Consider the following 21,659-nt stretch of genomic DNA (forward strand, 5'->3'; position numbering starts at 1 on the left):
TGGATCCGAGCGGTCAATCGTGGTGCGTGGCGGCCCCCAGCAGGTCGCGGATGTGGCTGGTCGCGGCGGCGAAGGCGGGCTGGGACATGGTCGCCGCGTAGTCGCGTACCCGTGGCAGCGCCACGTCGATGACCTCGGCGATCGTGCCGGGCCGCGGCGTCATGACGATCACCCGGTTGCCCAGGTAGACCGCCTCGGCGATGGAGTGCGTGACGAGCAGCACCGTGGTCTCGGTCTCGTGCCAGATGCGGTGCAGCTCGACGTTCATCTGCTCGCGGGTCAGGGCGTCCAGCGCGCCGAACGGCTCGTCCATGAGCAGCACCGGCGGCCGGTGCAGCAGCGCGCGGCACAGCGCCACCCGCTGCTGCATCCCGCCGGACAGCTCATGCGGCAACGCGTCCTCGAAGCCCGTCAGCCCGGTCATCTCGATCAGCTCGTCGGCCCTGGCGGCGGCCTCCTTCTGCGGCATGTCGCGCATCTCGGCCTGCAGCAGGATGTTCTTGCGCGCCGAACGCCACTCCAGCAGGGCGGCGCGCTGGAAGACGTACCCGACGTCGTGGCGCGGGCCGCCGACCGTGCCGCCGAGCAGCCGCACCGCGCCCGCCGACGGCTTGAGCAGCCCGGAGACCAGCTTGAGCAGCGTCGACTTGCCGCATCCCGACGGGCCCACGATGGACACGAACTCGCCGGGTCGGACGTCCATCGACACGTTCTCCAGCGCGACCACGTCGCGCTTCTTCGATCGGAACCGCACCGCCACCTTGTCGATCTCGACGGCGGGTGCCTGTTGCGTCACGGTCATCCCTTCGGCGCCACGCTGGCGTCCCAGTAGGCGCTGGGCGCCTGCGGGTTGGAGACCATCCCGGCCTTGGCGAAGGTGTCGATCGTCTTCTGCCAGTCGGCCTCGGTGTTGACGCCCGGCGCCTGTCCCTGGGTGGCGTCGGTGTGCAGCAGCGTGGTCGTGGTCTTGAACTGGTCGAGCAGCACCTGAGCCGGCGGCAGCTGCTCCGAGGCGCCCTTCATGGCGTCCACCGCGGCCTGCTGGTCCTTCTCCGCCGCCGCCCACGCCTCGCTGGTGGCCGCGACCATCCGCTTGACCAGGTCGGCCTTGCTCTGCAGGAAGGAGGAGGAGGTGAGCAGGCCGTTGCTGTAGTAGTTCAGGCCGAACTCGGAGAAGCGCAGGTACGCGACCGGCTTGCCGGCCTTGTTCTGCATGGTCGGGCCCTGGTCGGAGGCGTAGCCGAGCAGCGCGTCCGTCTGCCCCGACATGACCGCCGCGATCTTGCCGGCCGGGTCGGTGTTCTGCAGCTTGACGTCGGCGTCGCTCATCCCGTTGGCCTTGAGGAACACCGGGAAGGTCTTGGTGAGCGCGTCACCGGCCGTCGAGGCGATCGTCTTGCCCTTCAGGTCCGCCGGCTTGGTGATGTTCTTCTCCTGGAAGAACTGCACCGAGGCCGGGGTCGTCTGCAGGAAGACGCCCAGGCTCTTCACCGGCACGCCCGAGCTCACTCCGCCGAGCAGCGCGGGGGTGTCGGCCCAGCCGAAGTCCGTCTGGCCGGCGCCGGTGGCCTGGACGGTCTTCTGCGAGCCCTGCCCGGCCTGGATCGTCAGGTCGATGCCGTGTTTTTCGAAGATGCCCTTCGTCTTGCCGTAGTAGAAGGGCGCGTGCTCGCCGTACGGATACCAGTTGAGGGTGAGCGTGGCCTTGTCGAGCTGCTTGCCCGACGAGCTGGTGGTCTTCTCGCCGCCGCCGGAGCCGCACGCGGTGGCGAACAGGAGCAGAGCCGGGGCTATGGCGGCGATCAGCGTGCGTGTCTTCATGGCGTCCTCAGGGGGTGAGGTCTTCGGCGGGATCGTTGCTCAGTACGTGACGGTTACGGCGTCGCCGCGGCGGCTGGCGTGCCAGGGCAGCAGCAGCCGCTCGGCGAACTCGACGGCGACGAAGAGCACGACGCCGAGCAGGGACATGACGAGGAGTCCCGCGAAGAGCATGGGCGTGTCGATGTTGCCGTTGGCCTGCAGGATGACCGACCCGAGCCCGTCGTTGCCGCCGACGAACTCGCCCACGACCGCCCCGGTGACGGCGAGCGTCACGGCGACCTTCAACCCGGAGAACAGGAACGGCAGGGAGGCGGGAAACCTGATCTTGGCGAAGGTCTTCGCCGGGCTCGCACCCATGGTCGAAGCCAGCTGGAGCATCTCCGGATCCACCGACTTCAGGCCGGTGACCATGGAGATGACGACGGGGAAGAACGCGATCAGCACGGCGACCACGATCCTGGGCGTCAGCCCGAACCCGAGCCAGACCACGAACAGCGGGGCGATCGCGATCTTCGGTACGACCTGCGCGAACAGCAGCAGCGGGTAAAGGGTCTTCTCGACCTCGGCCGAGGCCACCATGAGCACTGCCGCGGCGACGCCGACGACGACGGCGATCGCGAAGCCGAGCACCGTCTCGTAGCCGGTCACCAAGGTGTGGTGGGCGAGGTAGCCGGCCTTGTCGGCCATCACCTGGAGGGTGACTCCGGGCGAGGGTACGAGGAACCTGGGCACGATCTCGAACTCGGTGATCGCCCACCAGATCGCGTAGCAGGCGGCGAGCAGGGCGAACGGCCGCCAGGACCGGTCCGCCAGTTCCACGACGCGGTCGCGCGAGCTCGGACTCTCGCGCCGCACGATTCCATCAGCGGTCTGTACCACGATCGAAGGTATCCCTCCATCGCGTGCCATCAGGCCAAATGCGAGAAAGCGCTATCTGAAAGCGCTTTCCTGCGGTACGCTAACCCGGCATGGTCCAGGGGTCAATGGTCGTTAACTTCCTGTTACAGGAGGGCGAGTGGCCGATCGCGTTCACGTCACTCTCCGGGATGTGGCCATGGCCGCCGGAGTCTCCCTAGCCACCGCCTCACGCGTCCTCAACGGCACCGCCAGGGTCCGCGAAGACCTGCGCGACCGGGTCGAGGCCGCCGCCTCCGAGCTCGCGTACACACCGAACGCCCACGCCCAGGCCCTCGTCCGGGCCTCCAACGAGACCGTCGGCGTCATCTGCCACGACGTCAGCGACCCCTACTTCTCCGGCATCGCCAGGGGCGTCATGCGCGCCGCCGCGCAGCGCGACCTGCTGGTGATGCTGGCCAGCACGTTCCGCGACAGCACGCGCGAGGTGGCCTACGTCTCCATGCTGCGCGCCCAGCGGGCCCGCGCGATCCTGCTGATCGGCTCCGGCTTCGAGGACCGCGGCTGGGAACGGGCCATGGACGTCGAACTCCGCCCCTACCTGAACGCCGGCGGCCGCGTCGCCGTGGTCAGCCGGCACCGCAGCCTGCGCGTCGACACCGTACTCCCGGAGAACCGCGAGGGCGCCGCCGCCCTGGCCCGCGCCCTGCTCGCCCTCGGACACCGCCGCTTCGCCATCCTGTCGGGCCCGCCCGGCCTCAGCACCGTCGTGGACCGGGTCGGCGGCTTCCGCGACGCCCTGGCGGCGGCCGGGGTCTCGGTCGACCAGATCGTGGAGGGCCCGTTCAGCCGCGAGGGCGGCTACGCCGGAGCCTCCGCCCTCCTGGACCGAGGGCTCGACGCCACCTGCCTGTTCGCCGCCACGGACGTGATGGCGGTGGGAGCGCTGGCCGCCTTGCGGGAACGCGGGCTGCGGGTGCCGGGGGACGTGTCGCTGGCGGGCTTCGACGACATCCCGGTGGTACGGGACCTGACACCACCGCTGACGACGGTGTCGCTGCCGTTGGAGGAGATGGGGGAGCGGGTGATCGCTCTGGCCCTGCGAGACGGGAGCCGGGGACGACGGCGAATCGAACGGGTGCCGGGGACGGTCATCTTGCGCGCCAGCACCATCGGGCCGCCGTAAAGGACCTCCGCTCCGGGCATTCTTTCCTGGCGGCCCGCCCAAAAAGGGCCTTCGCTTCGCTCCGGGCGTTCTTCTCTCCCACCCCTTACCCGATTCGGTGGTTGGCCGTCTGCTGCCCACCCACCCACAAAGGACCTCCGCTTCGCTCCGGACGTCCCCCCAGGCGGGCTCACGCCCGCCCCCCTGGCGGGCCTCGCTTCGCTCCGGACGTCCCCCCAGGCGGGCTCACGCCCGCTCCCCTGGCGGGCCTCGCTTCGCTCGGACTGCCTTTCCAGCGCTTCGCCAGGAGAGTAAAGCGGCATACCAGGGGTCATTCGCAGTCCAGCAAGGCACGATGCCGAGTTCTGCGAGAAGCTTCCATTCCTCTGTGGAGGGAATCCGATCGACCACCTTGCACTCTTGTGCGTGGCCCTTCTTCGCTGTGCATTCCAAACTCGGGCAGTTGGTGATCAGCGCCTTCGCCCGACCGGCCGCAATGGCCTCCTGGCCGTCCAGCGCTCGTCGATGTGCGGTTTCAAGGGTATGAACCGTTCCTCATATTCGCTATGAGAACCCCAGCTTCTGCTATGGGCTCGTAGTCCTGTTGCGCCGGTGGAACGTGGTCAGGGGCACGAAACGGTCTCGTCTTCGGGTGCGGCGGCGCGTGTGGGCATTCCGGGCAAGCCTTGGGTGTGGAAGCGGGGCGGCGTTTGCTTGGACGCCCAGGGGGTGGGCCGTGACCGTCGACTTCCGGTTCGCCGCGCTGTCGGGCTCGGCGGTGCGTGCACGGACTGTACGAGGTTGGCCAGCGGGGTGCGGCGGATCTCGGTGCAGATGGTGGCGCGGTGCCCGTAGGTGGTTCTTTGGCGCGTGGCCTGATCGCGTGTGCCGACATTGTCGCGGTGAGGCGAGGGGTCGGCGTCGGCATCCGGCGGATGGATATCGCTCACACGTTCTATCCAAAGATGCCAACTCTTGGTAGCGTTACGGTCACACGTCGTGCAGATGGGGGGTGGGCGGGATGCGGGGTGGACTGCGAGTTGGGCAGTGCACGCGTCGATGCCGCCTGGGAACCCATGACCTGACGGGGGCGGTGTATGAGTGAGCTCACCGCGACCGCTCCGTGCACCGCCCTCGCCGCCCTGGCGGAGAAAACCGGCGAGGCGGTCCCTCACGCGGTCCTGGCACAGCGGGTGGCCTGGCTGACCGGCCTGACTCGCGATCTGGCCGCCTGCTTGGTGGCGGCCCGGTGGAATGCTGCTGATCTGGACGCCTTGGCGTCGGGGGTGGGGCCGGACGGGCGGGAGTTGCCGTCCAAGGGCTGGATGGCCCTGCGCCGGCTCGGCTGGGGCGTGGGTCCGCCCTCGGGTGTGCATGTGTGTGATCGGGTGCTGCGGTGCGCCCAAGAGCAGGCCGCTCGCCTGTTGCGGCTGGCGTTGCACCGGCGCTGCCTGGTGGCGGCGATCGTGGCGACCTGGCCGCAGGATACGGGTGCGCGCACCGACGCCGAATGGCAGGCGCTACGCACGCTGCTGCCGGACGGGGTGACGGCGGCGGACATCCGGAACCGGACCCGGCAGGTTCGCGCCCACCTCGATGAGCATGACGCGTTCCCGGCCGATCTGACCGAACTGGAGGAGCCGCCGAAGGTGGCGGCGCAGGTGGTTTTGGCGGCGGCCGACCGGCAACTGCTCACCCTGCAACGCACCAGCGACCACAGCGCCCGCCTGCGGGTGCGGCTCCCGCTGGTCGAATCCCCGGCCAGCGGAAGGGACTGGGCGTGGCATGTGCTGCCGATCGCTTTGCCGCCGACGGTGCCGCCAGAAGCGACGTTGTGCGCCCCCACCGTGCGGGTGACCAAGGGACGGGTGCGCATCGATCTACCGTTCAAGATCCCGATCGGTTTCGCGCCCGCTACCGGTCATACGGTCGGGTGCGGCTTCGACTGGGGCCTCAACACGGTGCTGACCGGCACGGTGGGGTGCCTGGCCGATGGGCGGGTGATCAGTGATGGGCGGCCGTTCGCCTACGACGCGAGCGGCGTGTCGGCCAAGCTGCACCGGTTGCGGGCCGAGCGTGAACACCTGGCCGCCAAACACCAGCACCTGGAAAGGCTGCTGGCCGACATCACACCCGCTGATTCCCGCTACGCCGCGTTGCGTACGGCCCGGCAGGCGCTCGGGGTCGAACATGAGCGGCTGTGCGCCCGCATCCGCAACCTGAACAAGGCGCTGGCCTGGTCGGCGGCACGCTGGGCGGTCGACCAGACGATGGCTGCCGGGGCGACGGTCATCTATGTGGAGGATCTGGCGACCCTGGAGGCGCGCGGGCGCCGAGGGAGCGTGAACGCGCGCCTGTCGGGGCAGGTGCGCGGGCGGATTGTCGAGGCGATCCGGCACCTGGCCGCCAAGCACGCCATCGCGGTGGTGACCGTCCCGGCGCGTGGCACCTCCCGATACTGCCCGCGCTGCGGTCAGGGCGCGTCGGTGCTCACGCATGGCCCGGCTCCGGATCGGCTCGGCGAGCGGGGCTGGAGGTGGGCGTACTGCCCGGCCTGTGGCCTGTCGTGTGACCGGGACTGGGCAGCGGCCGAGCGGATCCTCGCACGCGGCCTGCTCGGGCAGAAGGCTACTCGCACCCACCGTTCCACCGGCGTGCGCACCATCCATGCCGTCGTGGAGGGGAACGTGGCCCGCGCCCGGCCGCGACGCAAATTCACCCGGGCGGCCCGGCGCGCCCGCCGCACCCGGACCGACCTGCACCCCCGCCCGGCAGCACGCGACAGAGCCAAGAGGCGCCCCACCCCGAAACGACCCACCCGGACCACCTCGGCCAACTCGCGAAACAATTCACGAGACAACCTGATGACTTTCAGCCGTGTGCCTGACCGGCGCACGGTGCCCGCCCCACCGCCTGCCAGCGGTGGACAGCGTCCGGCGGGCCATGCACCCAAGCCGGGACGGCACCAGCCGTACCGGACAGGGCATGTCAGGAATTCCCACCATCGGACCGGCTTCCACCACGCCAAAGCCACCCCCGTGCTCATGCTCAACGAGCACGGGGGTGGCCCAGGCCAGGCCACGCCTGTCCGAGTTGCCTGAATCCTTCAGGGAACCACAGGGAATTCAAGACGCTTACGGCGAGCAGCACTCCATCCCCGCCCCCAACAATCCGCGCTGGACCGCGATGATCCCGTTCGTGCACGACACGATCCAGGAGGTCGCACTCGGGTCCAAGACCCGCAGCAGGGAGCTGCCGCGATCATGACAGAAGCCAAGAAGAATCTCGGCCCGGCCTGATGAGCACAGCCGAGACGATAAGCCGGACCGGCCGGCTGAACATGAGCGCGACCCGTCGTGGGATCGGGCTCATGCTCCCGGCCGCGGGGCTGATGGCGGTCCTGACCGTCGTCCCGGTCATCGCCGTCCTGGAGCGCGCCCTGACCAGCACGGAGGCGTTCGGCCAGCTGTTCGACGCGCCCAATTTCGGGCGCACGATGCTCAACACCCTCGTGTGGACGCTAGTCTCCGTCGCCGGGGCGCTGCTGATCGGGTACGCGGCGGCGCTGCTGCTGCGCTCACCGTTCCTGCTGCTGCGCGGGGCGTGGCGGGGCCTGTTCATGATCCCATGGATCATCCCGGGCGTCGTCGGCGCGACCGTCTGGAGCTGGAGCGTCTTCGGTTCCCTGTGTTTACCTAAGCTTGACTCTGTCGGGGATCTTGTTCGCTGTCGGGTCAGCTGGCGGCTCGCCAGGAACGCAAGCGCGGGATGCCTTGCGAGGCGATGGCCGAGGCGTTGCAGGTCCTGCCAGGGGCTCCTTTGCTGATCCTGCGCAGCGTGGCGTTCGACGACGCGGGCAATCCGCTGGAGAGGTTCACCGGGTTCCACCGCGGCGACCTCAGCCGATTCCTCGTCAACGTCTACCGCCATCCCCCCGCCGAATGATCGCTACCGCCTGGAGTACGGCTTCCGCTTGGATGCCCAGCGGGTGCGGCGTAGGTTCGGCAGTGTGCTGAGACGAATCAACTACGACGACCGCCAGCACCTGGTCTACGCCCGCGGCCGAGCGCTGCCTCCCGACGTGGTCGCCGCCTGGATGGCGGAATTCGCCCGGCACGCGCCGTCCCGGCGGCCACTGACGGTCCTGGACCTGGGCAGCGGTACCGGCCGGTTCTCCCCGGCCCTCGCCGACACCTTCGGCGGCCCGGTGTACGGCGTCGAGCCCTCCGTCCGGATGCGTCAGGTAGCGGCGAACATCTCCACTCACCCGTCGGTCAGCTATCTCGCGGGCGCCGCCGACGAGATCCCACTGCCCGGCGACGCCTGCGACCTGACCCTGCTCTACCTGGTGATCCATCACATCCAGGACCTACTGGCGGCGGCCGCGGAGATCGCTCGCGTGCTGGCCCCAGACGGCCGGGTGCTCATCCGCAACGCCTTCGCCGATCGGTTGCCCAACCCGCTGTGGCACCGCTGGTTTCCACGCGCCCGGACCATCGAGGAAGAGGTCTTTCCCACCGTCGCCGAAGTGGCGGCGGCCTTCGCCACGGTCAACCTGCGCCTGGTCGCCCTCACCTCGGTTCGGCACCGTCTCGCGGCCAGCCGTACCGACTACGCCGCGCGGCTGCGGCTGCGTGCCAGTTCGATCTTCGACCACATGACGGAGCGGGAAATAACCGAGGGCTTCGCCGCGCTGGACGCCGACCTCGCCACACATCCCGACACCGGCCCCGTCGAGGAAGACTGCGACCTGCTCGTCCTGGCCGGCTGAGAAGGTGGGTCGCGTCGCTTGAGGTTCCAGTGGGTGGAAGGTGCAGAGTCGAGCCATGAGCGATGCGACCGATCTGTACACGATTGGGCAGCTGGTGCTGAGCGGCCGGCAGGACAATCGCCTCGAGTTCGGCCTCAACCTCCGGCCCCTGGTCCTTGAGCACGCGGCCGCCGCCCTGGAGAAGGGGATCCCGCCGGATCCGCCGGCGGTCCCGGCCTTCCAATGGCTGCTCACCGCGCTGCGCACCCACCGCTGATCCTTCAGTGCGTCAGGGCGACCCGCTTGCGGAACACCCAGTAGGTCCAGCCCTGGTAGACCAGGACGAACGGCAGCGTGATCAGCCCGATCCAGCTGAGCATCGTCAGCGTGTACGGGCCTGAGGCCGCGTCCGTCAGTGTGATGCCCGGGAGCGGGGCCCATCGGAGCTCGGCGAAGACCGCCACCGAGGCCAGGGCGATGGCGCCGGCGGTGGCGGTGAAGGCCCAGCCTTCCCTGCGGCGGTACGTCAGCGCCGCCCCGGCGGCCAGCGCCGCCATGGCGATCAGGGCGGGGATCGAGCCCAGGCTGGACAGGGCCGCCACGGCCAGCGGCAGGACCACGGCGCTCGCGGCCAGGGCGACCGCGCGGGCGCGGCGTCGTACGGGGCCGTCGGTCTTGAGGGACAGGAAGACGGCGCCGTGGAGTACGCAGGTCGCCAGGGTGAACAGGCCGCCCACGAGCGCCGCGAGAGCGCTGTCGAAGAGCACGTCGGCGAAGATCGCGCCCCACAGGAACGCCGGGAGGGCGCTGCCCGCCACGATGCCGAGGTCGCACCAGAACGGATTGGTCACCTTGCCGCGCCACTCCAGGCCGACGCCGCGCACGATCAGGCCCACCAGGATGAGCACGACCGGGAGGTAGAAGGAGCTGAACATCCCGGCGTACCAGGCGGGGAAGGCGGCGAACATGGCGCCGACCGCGGTGATCAGCCACACCTCGTTGCCGTCCCAGACTGGGCCGATCGTCTCCAGGCTCTGCCGGTGCTGCTCCGGGCCCCTGCTCACGAACGGTGCCAGCAGGCCCACACCGAAGTCGAAGCCCTCCAGCACGAAGTAGCCGGTCCAGAGGAAGGCGATGATGACGAACCACAGGTTGACCACTGTCTCCACCTCAGTACATCAGCGACGGCTGGAGTCGCTCGGTCGCGGGGACGGGCTCCGTCTGCTCGGGGCCCTTGCGTACGTGCCTGGTCAGGAGTACGGCCTCGGCCACCGCGAGCCCGCCGTACAGGAGCGTGAAGATCGTGAGTGAGGTGGCCACTTCGGCGAGGCTCACGCCGGGGGACACACTCGCGGCCGTGAGCAGCTCACCCGTCACCGTCCACGGCTGGCGGCCTATCTCGCTCAGCAGCCAGCCGGAGATCATCGCGAGGAACGGCAGCGGCAGGGCCAGCACCATGGTCCGGGCCAGCCAGGGGGGCAACTCGCGCCTGCGGCGGGTGAGCCAGAGGCCGAGCACCGACAGCGCCACCGTGGTCAGTCCGAAGACGATCATCACTCGGAACGACCAGAACACCACGGTCTGGTCGGGCCGGTAGTCGCCGGGGCCGAACTGCTGCTCCAGCCTGGCCTGCAGGTCCTCGGTGCCTTGGACGGTGGCGGTGGGGTCGTGGCTGGCGAGGAGGCTGAGGAGGCCGGGGATCTCGACGCCGGGGACGATGGAGAACGGGGCTCCGGCGGTGTCGTGCTGGAGGCCCTCGGCGGCGGCGAGCTTCATCGGCTGCTGCTCGTACAGCAGCCGGGCCGAGGTGTCGCCGGTGCCCGCGACGACGGCGCCGGCCAGTGCGGTCATGACCAGCGCGGCCCGGGCGGCACTGCGCCACATGGGGGCCTTCGTCCTCAGCAGCCAGTAGCCGCAGACCGCCAGCACGAACCCGCCCGCCACGATGAAGGCGGCGCCGACGACGTGCGGCACCTGGGCGATCGCGGTGGGGTTGGTGAGCACCGCCCACAGATCGGTCATCCTGGCCCGGCCGTCGACCACCTCGTAGCCGACGGGGTGCTTCATCCAGGCGTTGGCCGCGAGGATGAAATACGCGGACAAGTTAGAGCCGATGGCGGCGGCCCAGATGCACGCCAGGTGAACCTTCTTCGGCAGCCGCTCCCAGCCGAAGATCCACAGCCCCAGGAACGTGGACTCCATGAAGAAGGCCAGCAGCGCCTCCATGGCCAGGGGCGCCCCGAACACGTCGCCGACGAAGGTCGAGTATTCGCTCCAGTTCATGCCGAACTGGAACTCTTGCACGATGCCGGTGACCACGCCCATGGCGAAGTTGATCAGGAACAGCTTGCCGAAGAACTTCGTCAGCCGGAGGTAGTGCTCCTTCCCCGTCCGGTGCCAGGCGGTCTGGAGCCCGGCCACGAAGATGCCCAGGCCGATCGTCAACGGCACGAACAGAAAGTGGTAGACGGTGGTCACCCCGAACTGCCACCGCGCGAGATCGAGCGCGTCCATCTTCCCCCCACGGGTGCTTAGCTCTACAAGCTGTAGTGCATCTACTTAAAGTAGTACTACAGCATGTAGAGCACGGCTATGCGATCTTCGTCACAAGCCTGCGGATCGGTGGTCCCACGATGGCGTACGGGGGTCGGCGGGCGCGTCAACCGAGGGGCTGATCCCCGCGTACGTCCAAGGGCTGACCCGCGCCTATGCCCAGGGTGACCGGCGTACGTCCGAGGATGGCCCTCGCGTACGTCCGGGGATGGTCCGCGCGTACGCCGAGGGTGACCCGCTGTCGGCAGGGCTCAGCGGGCGGTGGTCGTGGCGTCCAGGTACGCCTGGAGGTTGCCCAGCTCGAAGCCCCGGCGCTTGATCTTGTCGACCAGGACGCGGAAGTCCCTGGCCAGGTTCGGGCGGAAGTGCAGCAGCAGGATGTCGCCGGGGCGCAGGCGCTTGTCGGGCACCTGGTAGGCGATCTTGCCGCCCGGTTGGACCGTGGCCGTCCAGAGCAGTACCGACTTCAGGCCGCAGTCCTTGGCGGCCCTGAGCGTGTCGGTGTTGTAGTTGCCGAACGGTGGCCTGAACAGCGTCGGCCTGGTCCCCAGCTGCCTTCTGATGATGGTGGAGGAGCCGCAGATCTCCCGTCGCTGGGCGTCGTAGCCGAGGAGGCGGAGGTTCGGGTGGGTGAGGGTGTGGTTCTCGATGGGTACGTGGGCGTCACGTAACGACCGGAAATATCCCCATTTCCCGGCTCCGACGAACTGGCCGGGGCCGCCGGCGGGATCGGGCGGACCCTTGGCCTCCACCGCGTCCCGCATGGCGAACGCCGTGATCGGGATCCGCCGGTCGCGTACCTGCTGGACGAAGCCGGGGTCCTGCTCCCACCCGTCGTCGATGGTCAGGAAGACCACCTTGCGCTTGGTGGGGATGGAGCTGATCACCGGAGGTAAGGAGCCCGTGGCCTGGATCTCCTTCACCTCGCCGCGCCGGGGCACCGCGCCGGGCGGGCCGTCGGGCGGCCGCGTGGTCGCGTCGGACCTGGGTGCGGCGGTGGTGGCCGTGCCGCCTGGTGTGGCGCCGGTGGTGTCGCCTCCTGGGCCGTCCGCCGTACCGCCTGACCCGCCGTTGGCTGCGCAGCTGGCCAGCAGGACCGCGGCCGCTGCCACGGTGGCAACACGGACGAGCCGGGCCACGGTGGCAACACGGACGAGCCGGGCCACGGTGGCAACACGGACGAACCGGGCCGCCGTGGCAACGCGGACAGGTCTGGCTATAGGGGCCATATCGCCCGCTCGGGCCGCTCGCGTCAGGGCCGCTCGGGCCACGCCGGCCACGGCCGTCACGTTTTGTCCCCCGACTCGCCCTTTGCACACCGGTCCCATTTTGCCAGCCTTGATCGCCAGGCGAGCGCATCCGATAAGGAGTGATAGTCCGTCTGGCTAGTGTTGCCTTATCGCGAACGTCCCTTCCTCCCTAGAGTGGCGGTGTGAAGGTCGCAGGAAGCGCCATGATCGGCGTCGAGAGGCATCGCGTGTGGGACGCGCTTCAGGATCCGGCGGTGCTGGTACGCACCATCCCCGGCTGTGAGCGCCTGGAGGAGACGGGACCGGACACGTACCGGATGACGGTGACGGCGGGGGTCGCCTCCATCAAGGGCGTCTACCAGGGCGAGGTGTCGCTGTCCGAACCGTCGGCGCCGGAGAGTTTCGTGCTGCGGGCGCGCGGTCAGGGCGCGCCGGGGACGGTGGAGGCCACGGTGCTCGTACGGCTCAGTGAGGTCGACGAGGGGACCCGCGTCGACTACGACGCCGACGCGGTCGTCGGCGGGATGATCGGCGGGGTGGGGCAGCGCATGCTCGGCTCGGTGGCCAAGAGGACGGCGGGGGAGTTCTTCGCGGCCGTCGAGGACCATTTGCGCGTCCCGGAGGGTCCGCCGCTTCCCCCGGACGGTGCGGGGATGGACGAGTTGGCCGCCCGGCGAGCCGCGCTGGGGCGTACGGCCGACGAGGTCGCGGGCGCGGAGGCGCGTCGGGCGCCCGCCGTGTACGAACGGCCGTCCGGCGTGTACGAGCGCCCGCTCAAGAGCCACACCGAGACGCGCCCTTGGGTGATGCTGGCATCGTTCGGCATGGGGGCGGGCATCGCGCTGACCGGCGTCGCCGTGGGCTGGCTGTTCGGCCGGGCAGGCCGCCGTCCACGCCACTGAGCCCGGCCTCCACGGCCGTGCCATCAGGTCGGCTGGTGCCCGGGAGTGGGCTCGGCGATCGACGGCGGTCGTGCCGTCGGACCGCCCGCTGTCCGATGGCGGTCGATGCCGTCAAACGGGCTGCTCGTGAGCGCGGATCTGGGCTCTCGCGGAAAAGGATCTCCAGGCGTAGCGTGGCTGTATGCGGCAGGCACACGCTGAAGACGCACGAACCGAGGCCCGGCGAATCATCCGCAACCTACTGGGAGAGGAGCGCCCGACCGCCGAGGCGCTGATCGGCGACGCGCGCTCCGTGCTCGGTGACGAGCGGCTCGGCCGCTGCCTGAGCCTGGCGCTCGGCGCGTCTCTCACCAGGCGGTCCGCCGAGCTGGCCGCCATCGCCGCGTTGCTGGTCGGGGCGCGGGAGCTGGGTGAGGAGTGGTGGGCGCAGCCCAGGGGCGGCAAGCTGCCCGCGCCCGACGAGGTGCTGCGTACGGCCGTCGCGATCGAGCCGTGGACCGATTTGACCGCCCTGGAGATGCTCGCCGCCTGGATCTCCGACGACGCGGCCGACCAGATGTGGGGCCAGCCTGTCGCCCAGGTGGACCTCAACTCGTGGCAGGCCGAGGACCGCTTCGACCTGCCGGAAGGGGCGAAGCCGGGGCAGCGGCTCGTCGTACACTTCGACGCTGGAGGGCGGCTCGACGCGGTGGTGACCCGGCGGCCCGACGAGGACCTGGGGTCGAACCTCGACTTCCACTCGCTGCGCTACTCCCGTCCCGCCGAGGCCCAGTGGAGCTGGGGAGTGGCGGCCGGGCTCGGACCGCACCGGCTGCCGGACGAGGACCCCGACCCGTACGCCCGTGAGGTGCCCGGCACCGCCGTCGGCATCCTGCGCGCCTGGGCGCTACGGCACGGCGCCACCCGCGAGCAACTGGGCGAGCGGTGGCAGACGGTCGGCGACGTGGTGGCGGCCATCGAGCGGGTCGACTGGATGTGGCGCAGCGGGGAGTGGTTCGGCTGGTGGCGCGGCGCCTCGGCCCTGGTGGACGACTCGGCCTACCTCCCCTACCGGCTGGAGGAACTGGCGGCCGGGTGACCGGTCCAGAGGGCGAGCGGCCCGCAGGGGGAGGACGCACATACGGCCAGGCCAGTGGAATGGAGTCGAGGTCGTAGAGGTTGTGGTCGAGCGTGAAAGTCGAGATATTTTCGGACATCGTCTGCCCCTGGTGCTACATCGGCCACGCCCGCTTCGGCCGGGCGGCCGACCGCTTCCGCGCCAAGGGCGGCACCGTGGACATCACCATGCGCCCGTTCCAGCTGAACCCGGACGCCCCCGCCGAAGGCGAGCCGCTGCTTCCGTCCCTGGAGCGGAAGTTCGGCGGGAACGCCACGCAGATGACCTCCCATGTCACCACCGTCGCCGCGGAAGAGGGGCTGGACCTGCGCTTCTCGCAGGCGATCAGCGCGAACACGTTCGAGGCGCACCGGCTGGTCGAACTCGCCACCCGGCAGGGGCGCGGCCTGGAGGCGGTCGATCGGCTCTTCCACGCGCATTTCACCGACGGGCTCAACGTCGGTGACCAGGACGTGCTCACCAAACTGGCCGCCGAGCTCGGCGTGGATCACCCGCCGGGCGAGGGCGCGCAGGAGGTACGCGAGCAGCTCGACCGGGCGCGGGCGCTGGGGATAACGGGTGTGCCGCTGTTCCTGTTCGAGGGGCAGTTCGCGGTGTCGGGAGCGCAGCCGGCGGAGACGTTCGACGCCGCCCTCGACGAGGTGGCGGCCCGCACCGGCCAGACCCCGGTGACCATCCTCGCGCCCCCGGCCGACGGCTGCGACGATGGCTATTGCGCCGTTTGAGAGGCGATGGCGGCTGCTGCGGCGCCTTGGCGGGGATGGTGGCTACTGCGCCGTGTGAGCGATGATCTCCTCGGCCAGCCATTCGGCCACGTTGGCGGGGCCGGGCAGGCGGACGCCGAGGACGAAGTGCGTCAGACCGGCGTCCGCGAGCTCCCGGATCGCTGACCGGGCGGCGGCGGGGTCTTCGGTGGAGACGACGAGTTGCGTCGAGCGGGTGATCTCCGCCGGATCGCGGCCGATGGCGGCGCACTTCTCGTCGAGCACCTTGTTCCGTTCCCGGATGAACTCGATCGTGTTGTGCGGCGGCCCCGGCACGTTCCAGATGTCGGCATGCGCGGCCACCACCTCGAGCGTCCTGTCGCCCCACCCGCCGATCAGCAGTGGTGGCGGGACGGCCGGTTTCGGCGCGCACACGACGTCGCGCAGCTGGTAGTAGCGGCCGTCGAAGTCGAACCGGTCCTCGGTCCACATCCGCTTGATGATCGCGCACGATTCGGCCAGCCGGGCCACGCCCTCGCCGGGCGAGGCGATACGCAGGCCGTACGCGTTGTACTCCCTGGGCACGAGCGTGTCGCCCGGCTGGTGCGTGCCGCCGACGCCGAGGCCGAGGACCAGCCGGCCGGGCGCGATGGCGTCCACGGTCGCGGCGATCTTGGCGAGTACGGCCGGCGGCCGGGTGAGGTTGCTCGTCACCATGAGCCCCAGCCGGAGCCGGGAGGTGCGCGCGGCCAGAGCGGCGAGCATCGTCCAGCCCTCGTGGATCGGCGCGTCCACCGGCCCGAACAGCGGCAGCATGTGGTCCCAGAGCCACGCGTGCTCGATGGCGGGGACCGCGTCGGCCTGCTGCCAGGTCCGCAGCAGCGTGTCGTACGTGACGCCGACGGGGACGGTCTTCATTCCGAAGCTCAGCATATAACAGCTCCACTGATTGTCAGCTCTACTGACGATTAGGCTAGTGCGAGAATCGGAGGGTGTCGAGACGCCGCCTTGGATACCTGCTGAAGCACGCCAACCTGCGCCTGGCCCAGCACACCGGCCCGGCCCTGGAGCCGTACGGCGTCGACGGCCGTGAGCTCGCGGTGCTCAACGTGCTCGACTCGGCCGACCCGCTGTCCCAGCAGGAGGCCGCGGCGCGGCTGCGGATCGACAGGACGACGATGGTCGCGATGATCGACACGCTGGAGGGCAAGAAGCTGGTCAGTCGCCGGCCGCATCCTGGCGACCGGCGTAAGAACATGGTCGAGCTGACCCCGCGCGGGCGCGACACGCTGCGGGACGGGGGGCAGGCTGTGGACGAGGCGGAGCGCGCGTTCCTGGCGAAGCTGTCGCCTGAGGACGCGGCCCGACTCAGAGAGCTGCTCGACAAGCTGATCTAGGCTCGGGCCGGGGAGTGGTTCCTGGGGGAAGGCTCGTTATACGACCGCATCGATCCCTGTGACGGCCTGTGGTGGCTGGGGTCCTTAGGGTGGGATCCCCCTCCGGGGGAGCGGAAGAGGACGGTCCGTGGTGGCTGGGGCCTCTAGGGTGGGATACCTCCTCCGGGGTACCCCCTCTGAGGGAGCGAGGGTAGACGGTCTGTCGTGGCTGAGGTCCCCTAAACGGTCAGGCTCAGACGGTGCCCTCGCCCAGGAGGCCCGCGCGGTGGTGGCGGCGGCACAGCACCTGGTAGCGGACCGGTGACGCGTCCGTGTCGCCGATCACCACCTGCTCGCCCGTACGCACCAGCTCCCCGCCCACGATCCGCCCGTTGAGCCGGCCGGGGCGCCCGCACCAGCACAGCACCTCCACCTGCAACCGGCACACCTCGTCCGCCAGCTCGAACAGCCGCTGCGCCGCCGGGAACATCACGGATCTGAAGTCCGAGGCCAGCCCGAAGGCGTAGACATCGATGCCGTGCTCGTCCACCAGGTCGGCGAGCTGCTCGATCTGGTCGACGGTGTAGAAGCAGACCTCGTCGCAGATCAGATAGTCGATCCTGTCGTGGCCGGTCACGAGCGTCACCAGGTCGAGGGAGTCCACGACCTCGATGGCGTCCAGGCCGAGCCCTATCCTGCTGGTGACCTGGGGCCCGCCCGAGCGGTCGTGCTTGGTCAGGACCAGCCCGCGCCGGCCCTGGCGGCCGTGGTTGTAGTTCATCTGCAGCGCGAGCGTGGACTTCCCGCAGTCCATGGGACCGAAGTAGAACTTCAGTACGGCATCACGGGCGCCGGACGGTACGGCGGACAGGGCAAACGTGTCGGTCACAGGGGGCCACCTTAGCGGCTTGGCTTGTTACCTGACCTCGTGGGAGATTTCTCCCCTGGAGTTATCAGGAGGAACCGTGGTCACAGAGAAGCCCCCTTCGCTCGACGCGATGATGACGACCGACGACCTCACGGCGGCGCAGGCCGACGCCACGAGGTGGCGGTACGGCTTCCTTGTGGTCGTGGCGGGGATCATCGCGGTGCTGGTGGCCTTCGGGGCCGCCGTGTTCGCCACGAAGGAGTTCGCGGCGTTGTTCGCGGGCGTGGCCGGGGTGGTGGGCACGATCATCGGCGCCTACTTCGGCGTGCAGGCGGGGCAGTCGGGTAAGGCCAGGGTTGAGGCCGAACTTGCCAGGTCACAGGAGCTGGTAGTGCGCTTGGCCGCCTATGTTGGCACTGAGAACGCGCCCCGGGTCATCGATGAAGTGCTCGGCCGGCGCCGAAGCTGAGGAGCCATGCGTAGCGTCCGTATTGGAGTCGACACCGGGGGCACGTTCACCGACGTAGTGGCGGTGGACGACCAGACCGGTGAGATCGTCACCACCAAAACCCCCTCGACCCCCGCGAACCCGGCCGACGGGTTCGTCAGGGGCATCGAGAAGCTGGGGCCGCTCGACGCGAGTTCCGTCGTGCACGGCACCACTGTGGCCACCAATCAACTGCTCGAGGACCGGATCGCGAACCTGGGGTTCATCACGACCGAGGGCTTCGAGTACATCCTGGAGATAGCCCGGCAGAGCGTGCCCGACGGCTATGGCAACTCCTACTTCTGGGTCAAACCGCCGCGGATCGTCCCGATCCACCTGGTCAAGACCGTCGGGGGGCGGCTGGACCACACCGGAGCCGAGGTACGCCCGTTCGCCGAGGAACAGGCCGCCGAGGTGGCCCGCTGGCTCAAGGCCAAGGGCGTCACCGCGATCGGCGTGTGCTTCCTGCACTCGTACGCCAATCCGGACCACGAGCGGCGCATGCGGGACGTGCTGGCCCGTGAGCACCCCGAGGCGGTCGTCTCGCTGTCGAGCGACGTGCTGCGCGAATACCGCGAGTACGAGCGGTCGGTCACCACGCTCGTGGACGCGGCGGTCAAGCCGACGATGCGCCGCTACCTGGCCAACCTGTCGGCCCGGCTCGGCATGCCGTTCTCGGTGATGAAGTCCAACGGCGGCGTGCTGTCGGCCCGCGAGGTCGTCAACCAGCCGATCACCACGGTGCTGTCGGGGCCCGCGGCCGGGGCCCTGGGCGCGGCGCTCATCGCCGCCACGGCGGGGCACCCGTCGGTGATCACCCTGGACGGCGGCGGCACGTCCACCGACGTCTCCGTGGTGATCGACGGCGAGCCGTCCATCACCACCGAGGGCGTCATCGGCCGCTACCCGTGCAAGATCCCGATGATCGACATCGTCACCGTCGGCGCGGGCGGCGGTTCGATCGCCTGGATCTCGCCCGAGGGCACGCTGAAGGTCGGCCCCAAGTCGGCCGGGGCCGATCCCGGACCGCTCTGCTACGGCAGGGGCGGCACCGAGGTGACGGTCACCGACGCGCACGTCTTCCTCGGCCGCATCCCGCCGCACCTGCTGGGCGGGGAGATCCCGCTCGACGTGGCGGCCGCGCGCACCGGCATCCAGGCGCTGGCCGACAAGCTCGGGCTCAGCGCCGAGCGGACCGCGACGGGCATCCTGGAGATCAGCGCGTTCAACCAGAGCAACGCCATCCGTCAGCTCACCGTCAAGCGCGGGCTCGACGTGCGGGACTTCCCGCTGGTGACGTTCGGCGGTTCGGGGCCGCTGCTGGCCTGCCGGCTGATCGACATCCTGGGATTGCCCGCGGTGGTCGTCCCGCCCGATCCGGGCAACGTCTCGGCGTTCGGCCTGCTCACGGTGGACGTCAAGAACGACTACGTCCGTACGCACGTCACCCGCGACCTGTCACCGGCGACGGCCGGGGAGATCTTCCGCGAGCTGGAGGGCGAGGCGGCGCAGGCGCTCGACCGGGAGGGCTTCGACGAGCCGGTCTACGCCCGCAGCGCCGACCTGCGTTACTACGGCCAGGCGTACGAGGTGCGCGTGGCCGCCCCGGCGGGCGAGGTGGACGAGGAGTGGCGCCGGGAGGTGCTGGACCGCTTCCACCAGGCGCACGAGAAGCTGTACGGCTACGGCTACCGCGACGACGAGCGGCACGGCGTCGAATGGGTCAACCTGCGCGTGTCCGGCATCGGTCCCATCACCCGCCCGGCCATCCGCCGCAGGGAGCCCGGCACCGGCGAGCGGCCCGGGGCGGCGACCAGGAGCGTGCACTTCGACTCGGCCGCCGACACGCCGATCCACCAGCGCTCCGACCTGGACCCTGGCACGGTGGTCGAGGGGCCGGCGGTCATCGAGGAGTACGGCTCGACGATCCCCATCCATCCCGGCTTCACCGCCCAGGTGGACGACTACGGCAACGTGGAGGTACGGCGTGGCTGACCCGATCCTCGTCGAGATCGTCGAGGGCACCCTGGCCTCCGTGGAGAAGGAGGTCGAGACCGCGATCGCGCGTACGGCCCGCTCGCCGATGATCCGCGACGCGCACGACTTCCGCGCGGGCATCCACGACGCGCGGCTGCGCAAGCTGACCGGCCGCTCCTACAGCGCGCTGGTCCAGCCGATCGTCCGCGACTTCCCGATCGAGGAGATGAACCCCGGCGACGTCTTCTTCCACAACGACGTCTACCTGTCGGAAGGCGGGATCGGCCACCTGCCCGATCTGTGCGTCACCGTCCCGGTCTTCCACGAGGGCTCTGTGGTGGCCTTCGTGCAGGCGTTCGGCCACCACGACGACATCGGCGGCTCCGTGCCCGGCTCGATGCCCTCGCACGCGCGCAGCGTGTACGAGGAGGGGCTGATGGTCCCGCCGATCAAGCTGTGGGACGCGGGCGTGCCCAACGAGGCCGCGCTGCGCATCATGACCCGCAACTCGCGCATGCCCGACTCCCTCGCGGGCGACCTCGACGCCGAGTGCTCGGCCTGCCTCATGGGGGCGCGCCGCCTGGGCGAGCTGTTCGACAGGTACGGCCGGGCCGAGGTCGAGGAGTGCTTCGACGCGATCATCGGCAAGACGACGGAGACGTTCCGGCGCGAGCTGCTGGCCAAGATCCCCGAGGGCACCTACACCTGGGAGGACTACGCCGAGCACGACGGCGTGGACGAGCCGCGGCTGCACGCCCAGCGGATCACGCTCACCGTCGACCACGCGGCGGACGCCCCGCTGAAGATCGACTTCACCGGCACTTCGCCGCAGGCCAAGGGGCCGATCAACCACGCGGGCGACTACGCCGACGGCGTGTTCCTGAAGAAGTGGCTGGCTCCCATCCTGCGCAACCTCGCCGACACCCCGGAGCGCATGGCCGAGCTGGACGTCAACGAGGGCGTCGTCCCCCTGATCGAGATGGTCTTCCCGGAGAAGGGGACGCTGCTCACCCCGATCTTCCCCGCCCCCACCAACGCGCGGACGTTCGTGATCCTGCGCCTGCTCGGCGTGCTGGCGGGCGTGCTGGCCAAGGCCACCGGCGGCCGCATGCCGGCCGACCAGGAGACGATCCGCTACACCGGCGTCCACGGCGCCGACGCCGACGGCGTCCCGTATCTGATGAGGGAGGTCCTCGGCGGCGGCTCCGGCGGGCGCTGGTACGCCGACGGCGAGGACACCATCCACGTGGTGCCCGACTCGCGCAACATCCCGGTGGAGTTCGCCGAGGCGCGCTGGCCGTTCCGGGTCGAGCGGCTGGCGCTGGCCTGCGACTCGGGCGGGCCGGGCATGTTCAGGGGCGGGCTCGGCTACGACAAGCACATCAGGATGCTCAGGGACGCCTCGTACATGTCGATCGCCGACCGGTCGATCCTGTCGTGCTGGGGCGTCAACGGCGGGCTGGCCGGGCGGCCGTTCCGGGTCGAGATCGCGGGCAAGGAGATGGAGGGCCTGGTGGACGACCACCAGGTGCAGGCGGGCGAGACCATCCGCATCCGCACCACCGGGGGCGGCGGCTGGGGCTCACCGTACGACCGGGACCCGCGCGCCGTGGCGGCGGACGTCCGCGACGGCAAGGTGTCGATCGCCGGCGCCCTGGGCGACTACGGCGTGGTGCTGGACGGCGACCGCATCGACGAGCAGGGCACCGCCGAGCTCCGTGCCAACCTGCGCCCGCCGGCGGGCCGCTTCTTCGACCGCGGCCCCGGCTACCCGAGGCTGTCGGGCGGCCGCTCCCACGCGGAGGTGGACGAGCTCTAGCTGGTGCCATGATGG

General features: G+C 70.0%; 20 protein-coding genes. 12 read left to right on the plus strand and 8 right to left on the minus strand.

The window, feature by feature from the left end:
• Positions 1 to 13: 13 nt before the first annotated feature.
• From ACQP2T_RS18975 to ACQP2T_RS18985, 3 genes are read right to left on the minus strand one after another with little or no spacing between them, the layout of a single operon-like run.
• Positions 14 to 802 (minus strand): ABC transporter ATP-binding protein, encoded by a 789-nt coding sequence (locus tag ACQP2T_RS18975; RefSeq protein ID WP_397304350.1) that lies wholly within the window; start codon positions 800 to 802, stop codon positions 14 to 16.
• On the minus strand, positions 799 to 1,821 hold the full coding sequence (locus tag ACQP2T_RS18980; protein WP_393463513.1) for an ABC transporter substrate-binding protein: 1,023 nt from the start codon (positions 1,819 to 1,821) through the stop codon (positions 799 to 801). Before ACQP2T_RS18980 ends, ACQP2T_RS18975 begins: the two co-directional genes overlap by 4 nt.
• 39 nt (positions 1,822 to 1,860) lie before the next feature.
• The gene (locus ACQP2T_RS18985; protein WP_357941159.1) at positions 1,861 to 2,676 is read right to left on the minus strand and encodes an ABC transporter permease; all 816 of its coding nucleotides are present in this window, start codon (positions 2,674 to 2,676) and stop codon (positions 1,861 to 1,863) included.
• A 199-nt stretch (positions 2,677 to 2,875) separates the two neighbouring features.
• On the opposite strand from ACQP2T_RS18985, the gene ACQP2T_RS18990 reads away from it, so the two are divergent.
• The 5 genes from ACQP2T_RS18990 to ACQP2T_RS19010 all read left to right on the plus strand — a co-directional run bounded on the left by ACQP2T_RS18990 (position 2,876) and on the right by ACQP2T_RS19010 (position 8,868).
• Positions 2,876 to 3,862: a LacI family DNA-binding transcriptional regulator gene (locus tag ACQP2T_RS18990; RefSeq protein ID WP_433519799.1), complete on the plus strand. Its 987-nt coding sequence runs from the start codon at positions 2,876 to 2,878 to the stop codon at positions 3,860 to 3,862.
• 1,076 nt (positions 3,863 to 4,938) lie between these two features.
• Entirely contained in the window at positions 4,939 to 6,942 is a 2,004-nt protein-coding gene (locus ACQP2T_RS18995) for a zinc ribbon domain-containing protein (RefSeq protein WP_433517431.1), read from the plus strand.
• A gap of 197 nt (positions 6,943 to 7,139) precedes the next feature.
• Complete coding sequence (locus ACQP2T_RS19000; RefSeq protein ID WP_433517432.1) at positions 7,140 to 7,667, plus strand: hypothetical protein; 528 nt, start codon at positions 7,140 to 7,142, stop codon at positions 7,665 to 7,667.
• Between the two features lie 183 nt (positions 7,668 to 7,850).
• The gene (locus tag ACQP2T_RS19005; RefSeq protein WP_433517433.1) at positions 7,851 to 8,612 is read left to right on the plus strand and encodes a class I SAM-dependent methyltransferase; all 762 of its coding nucleotides are present in this window, start codon (positions 7,851 to 7,853) and stop codon (positions 8,610 to 8,612) included.
• A 55-nt stretch (positions 8,613 to 8,667) separates the two neighbouring features.
• The gene (locus ACQP2T_RS19010; protein ID WP_433517434.1) at positions 8,668 to 8,868 is read left to right on the plus strand and encodes a hypothetical protein; all 201 of its coding nucleotides are present in this window, start codon (positions 8,668 to 8,670) and stop codon (positions 8,866 to 8,868) included.
• Between the two features lie 4 nt (positions 8,869 to 8,872).
• Here the strand turns inward: ACQP2T_RS19010 and cydB are convergent, their stop codons facing one another.
• The 3 genes from cydB to ACQP2T_RS19025 all read right to left on the minus strand — a co-directional run bounded on the left by cydB (position 8,873) and on the right by ACQP2T_RS19025 (position 12,433).
• Positions 8,873 to 9,760: a cytochrome d ubiquinol oxidase subunit II gene (gene cydB / locus ACQP2T_RS19015; protein WP_433517435.1), complete on the minus strand. Its 888-nt coding sequence runs from the start codon at positions 9,758 to 9,760 to the stop codon at positions 8,873 to 8,875.
• Between the two features lies 1 nt (position 9,761).
• Entirely contained in the window at positions 9,762 to 11,105 is a 1,344-nt protein-coding gene (locus ACQP2T_RS19020; RefSeq protein WP_433517436.1) for a cytochrome ubiquinol oxidase subunit I, read from the minus strand.
• Positions 11,106 to 11,395: 290 nt separating this feature from the next.
• Positions 11,396 to 12,433, minus strand: a complete 1,038-nt coding sequence (locus ACQP2T_RS19025; RefSeq protein WP_433517437.1) for a polysaccharide deacetylase family protein — start codon at positions 12,431 to 12,433, stop codon at positions 11,396 to 11,398.
• 143 nt (positions 12,434 to 12,576) lie between these two features.
• Here ACQP2T_RS19025 and ACQP2T_RS19030 point away from each other — a divergent pair, with 143 nt between their 5' ends.
• The 3 genes from ACQP2T_RS19030 (at position 12,577) to ACQP2T_RS19040 (ending at position 15,138) form a co-directional block, all read left to right on the plus strand.
• Entirely contained in the window at positions 12,577 to 13,296 is a 720-nt protein-coding gene (locus tag ACQP2T_RS19030) for an SRPBCC family protein (protein ID WP_433517438.1), read from the plus strand.
• A 181-nt stretch (positions 13,297 to 13,477) separates the two neighbouring features.
• The gene (locus tag ACQP2T_RS19035; RefSeq protein ID WP_433517439.1) at positions 13,478 to 14,374 is read left to right on the plus strand and encodes a hypothetical protein; all 897 of its coding nucleotides are present in this window, start codon (positions 13,478 to 13,480) and stop codon (positions 14,372 to 14,374) included.
• 92 nt (positions 14,375 to 14,466) lie between these two features.
• The gene (locus ACQP2T_RS19040; RefSeq protein ID WP_433517440.1) at positions 14,467 to 15,138 is read left to right on the plus strand and encodes a DsbA family oxidoreductase; all 672 of its coding nucleotides are present in this window, start codon (positions 14,467 to 14,469) and stop codon (positions 15,136 to 15,138) included.
• Positions 15,139 to 15,180: 42 nt separating this feature from the next.
• Here the strand turns inward: ACQP2T_RS19040 and ACQP2T_RS19045 are convergent, their stop codons facing one another.
• Positions 15,181 to 16,050: an LLM class flavin-dependent oxidoreductase gene (locus ACQP2T_RS19045; RefSeq protein ID WP_433517441.1), complete on the minus strand. Its 870-nt coding sequence runs from the start codon at positions 16,048 to 16,050 to the stop codon at positions 15,181 to 15,183.
• Positions 16,051 to 16,109: 59 nt separating this feature from the next.
• Between ACQP2T_RS19045 and ACQP2T_RS19050 the strand changes: the two genes are divergently transcribed.
• Positions 16,110 to 16,514, plus strand: coding sequence for a MarR family winged helix-turn-helix transcriptional regulator (locus ACQP2T_RS19050; RefSeq protein WP_433517442.1), 405 nt, complete (start codon positions 16,110 to 16,112; stop codon positions 16,512 to 16,514).
• A 232-nt stretch (positions 16,515 to 16,746) separates the two neighbouring features.
• On the opposite strand, the gene ACQP2T_RS19055 is transcribed toward ACQP2T_RS19050, so the two are convergent.
• A complete protein-coding gene (locus tag ACQP2T_RS19055) occupies positions 16,747 to 17,382 on the minus strand; it encodes a thymidine kinase (RefSeq protein WP_433517443.1) in 636 nt (211 codons plus the stop codon).
• A 76-nt stretch (positions 17,383 to 17,458) separates the two neighbouring features.
• Here ACQP2T_RS19055 and ACQP2T_RS19060 point away from each other — a divergent pair, with 76 nt between their 5' ends.
• Genes ACQP2T_RS19060 through ACQP2T_RS19070 form a run of 3 tightly spaced genes read left to right on the plus strand, consistent with a single transcriptional unit; the run spans position 17,459 to position 21,644 of the window.
• Positions 17,459 to 17,830 (plus strand): hypothetical protein, encoded by a 372-nt coding sequence (locus ACQP2T_RS19060; protein WP_433517444.1) that lies wholly within the window; start codon positions 17,459 to 17,461, stop codon positions 17,828 to 17,830.
• Between the two features lie 6 nt (positions 17,831 to 17,836).
• Positions 17,837 to 19,843 carry a hydantoinase/oxoprolinase family protein gene (locus tag ACQP2T_RS19065; RefSeq protein ID WP_433517445.1) on the plus strand — a complete coding sequence of 669 codons (2,007 nt, stop codon included), beginning with the start codon at positions 17,837 to 17,839 and terminating at the stop codon, positions 19,841 to 19,843.
• The gene (locus ACQP2T_RS19070) at positions 19,836 to 21,644 is read left to right on the plus strand and encodes a hydantoinase B/oxoprolinase family protein (protein ID WP_433517446.1); all 1,809 of its coding nucleotides are present in this window, start codon (positions 19,836 to 19,838) and stop codon (positions 21,642 to 21,644) included. The genes ACQP2T_RS19065 and ACQP2T_RS19070 overlap by 8 nt, the downstream gene beginning before the upstream one ends.
• The last annotated feature ends 15 nt before the right edge of the window (positions 21,645 to 21,659 follow it).

Source organism: Nonomuraea sp. CA-143628 (assembly GCF_050942315.1).
In the GTDB taxonomy this organism is placed as follows: domain Bacteria; phylum Actinomycetota; class Actinomycetes; order Streptosporangiales; family Streptosporangiaceae; genus Nonomuraea.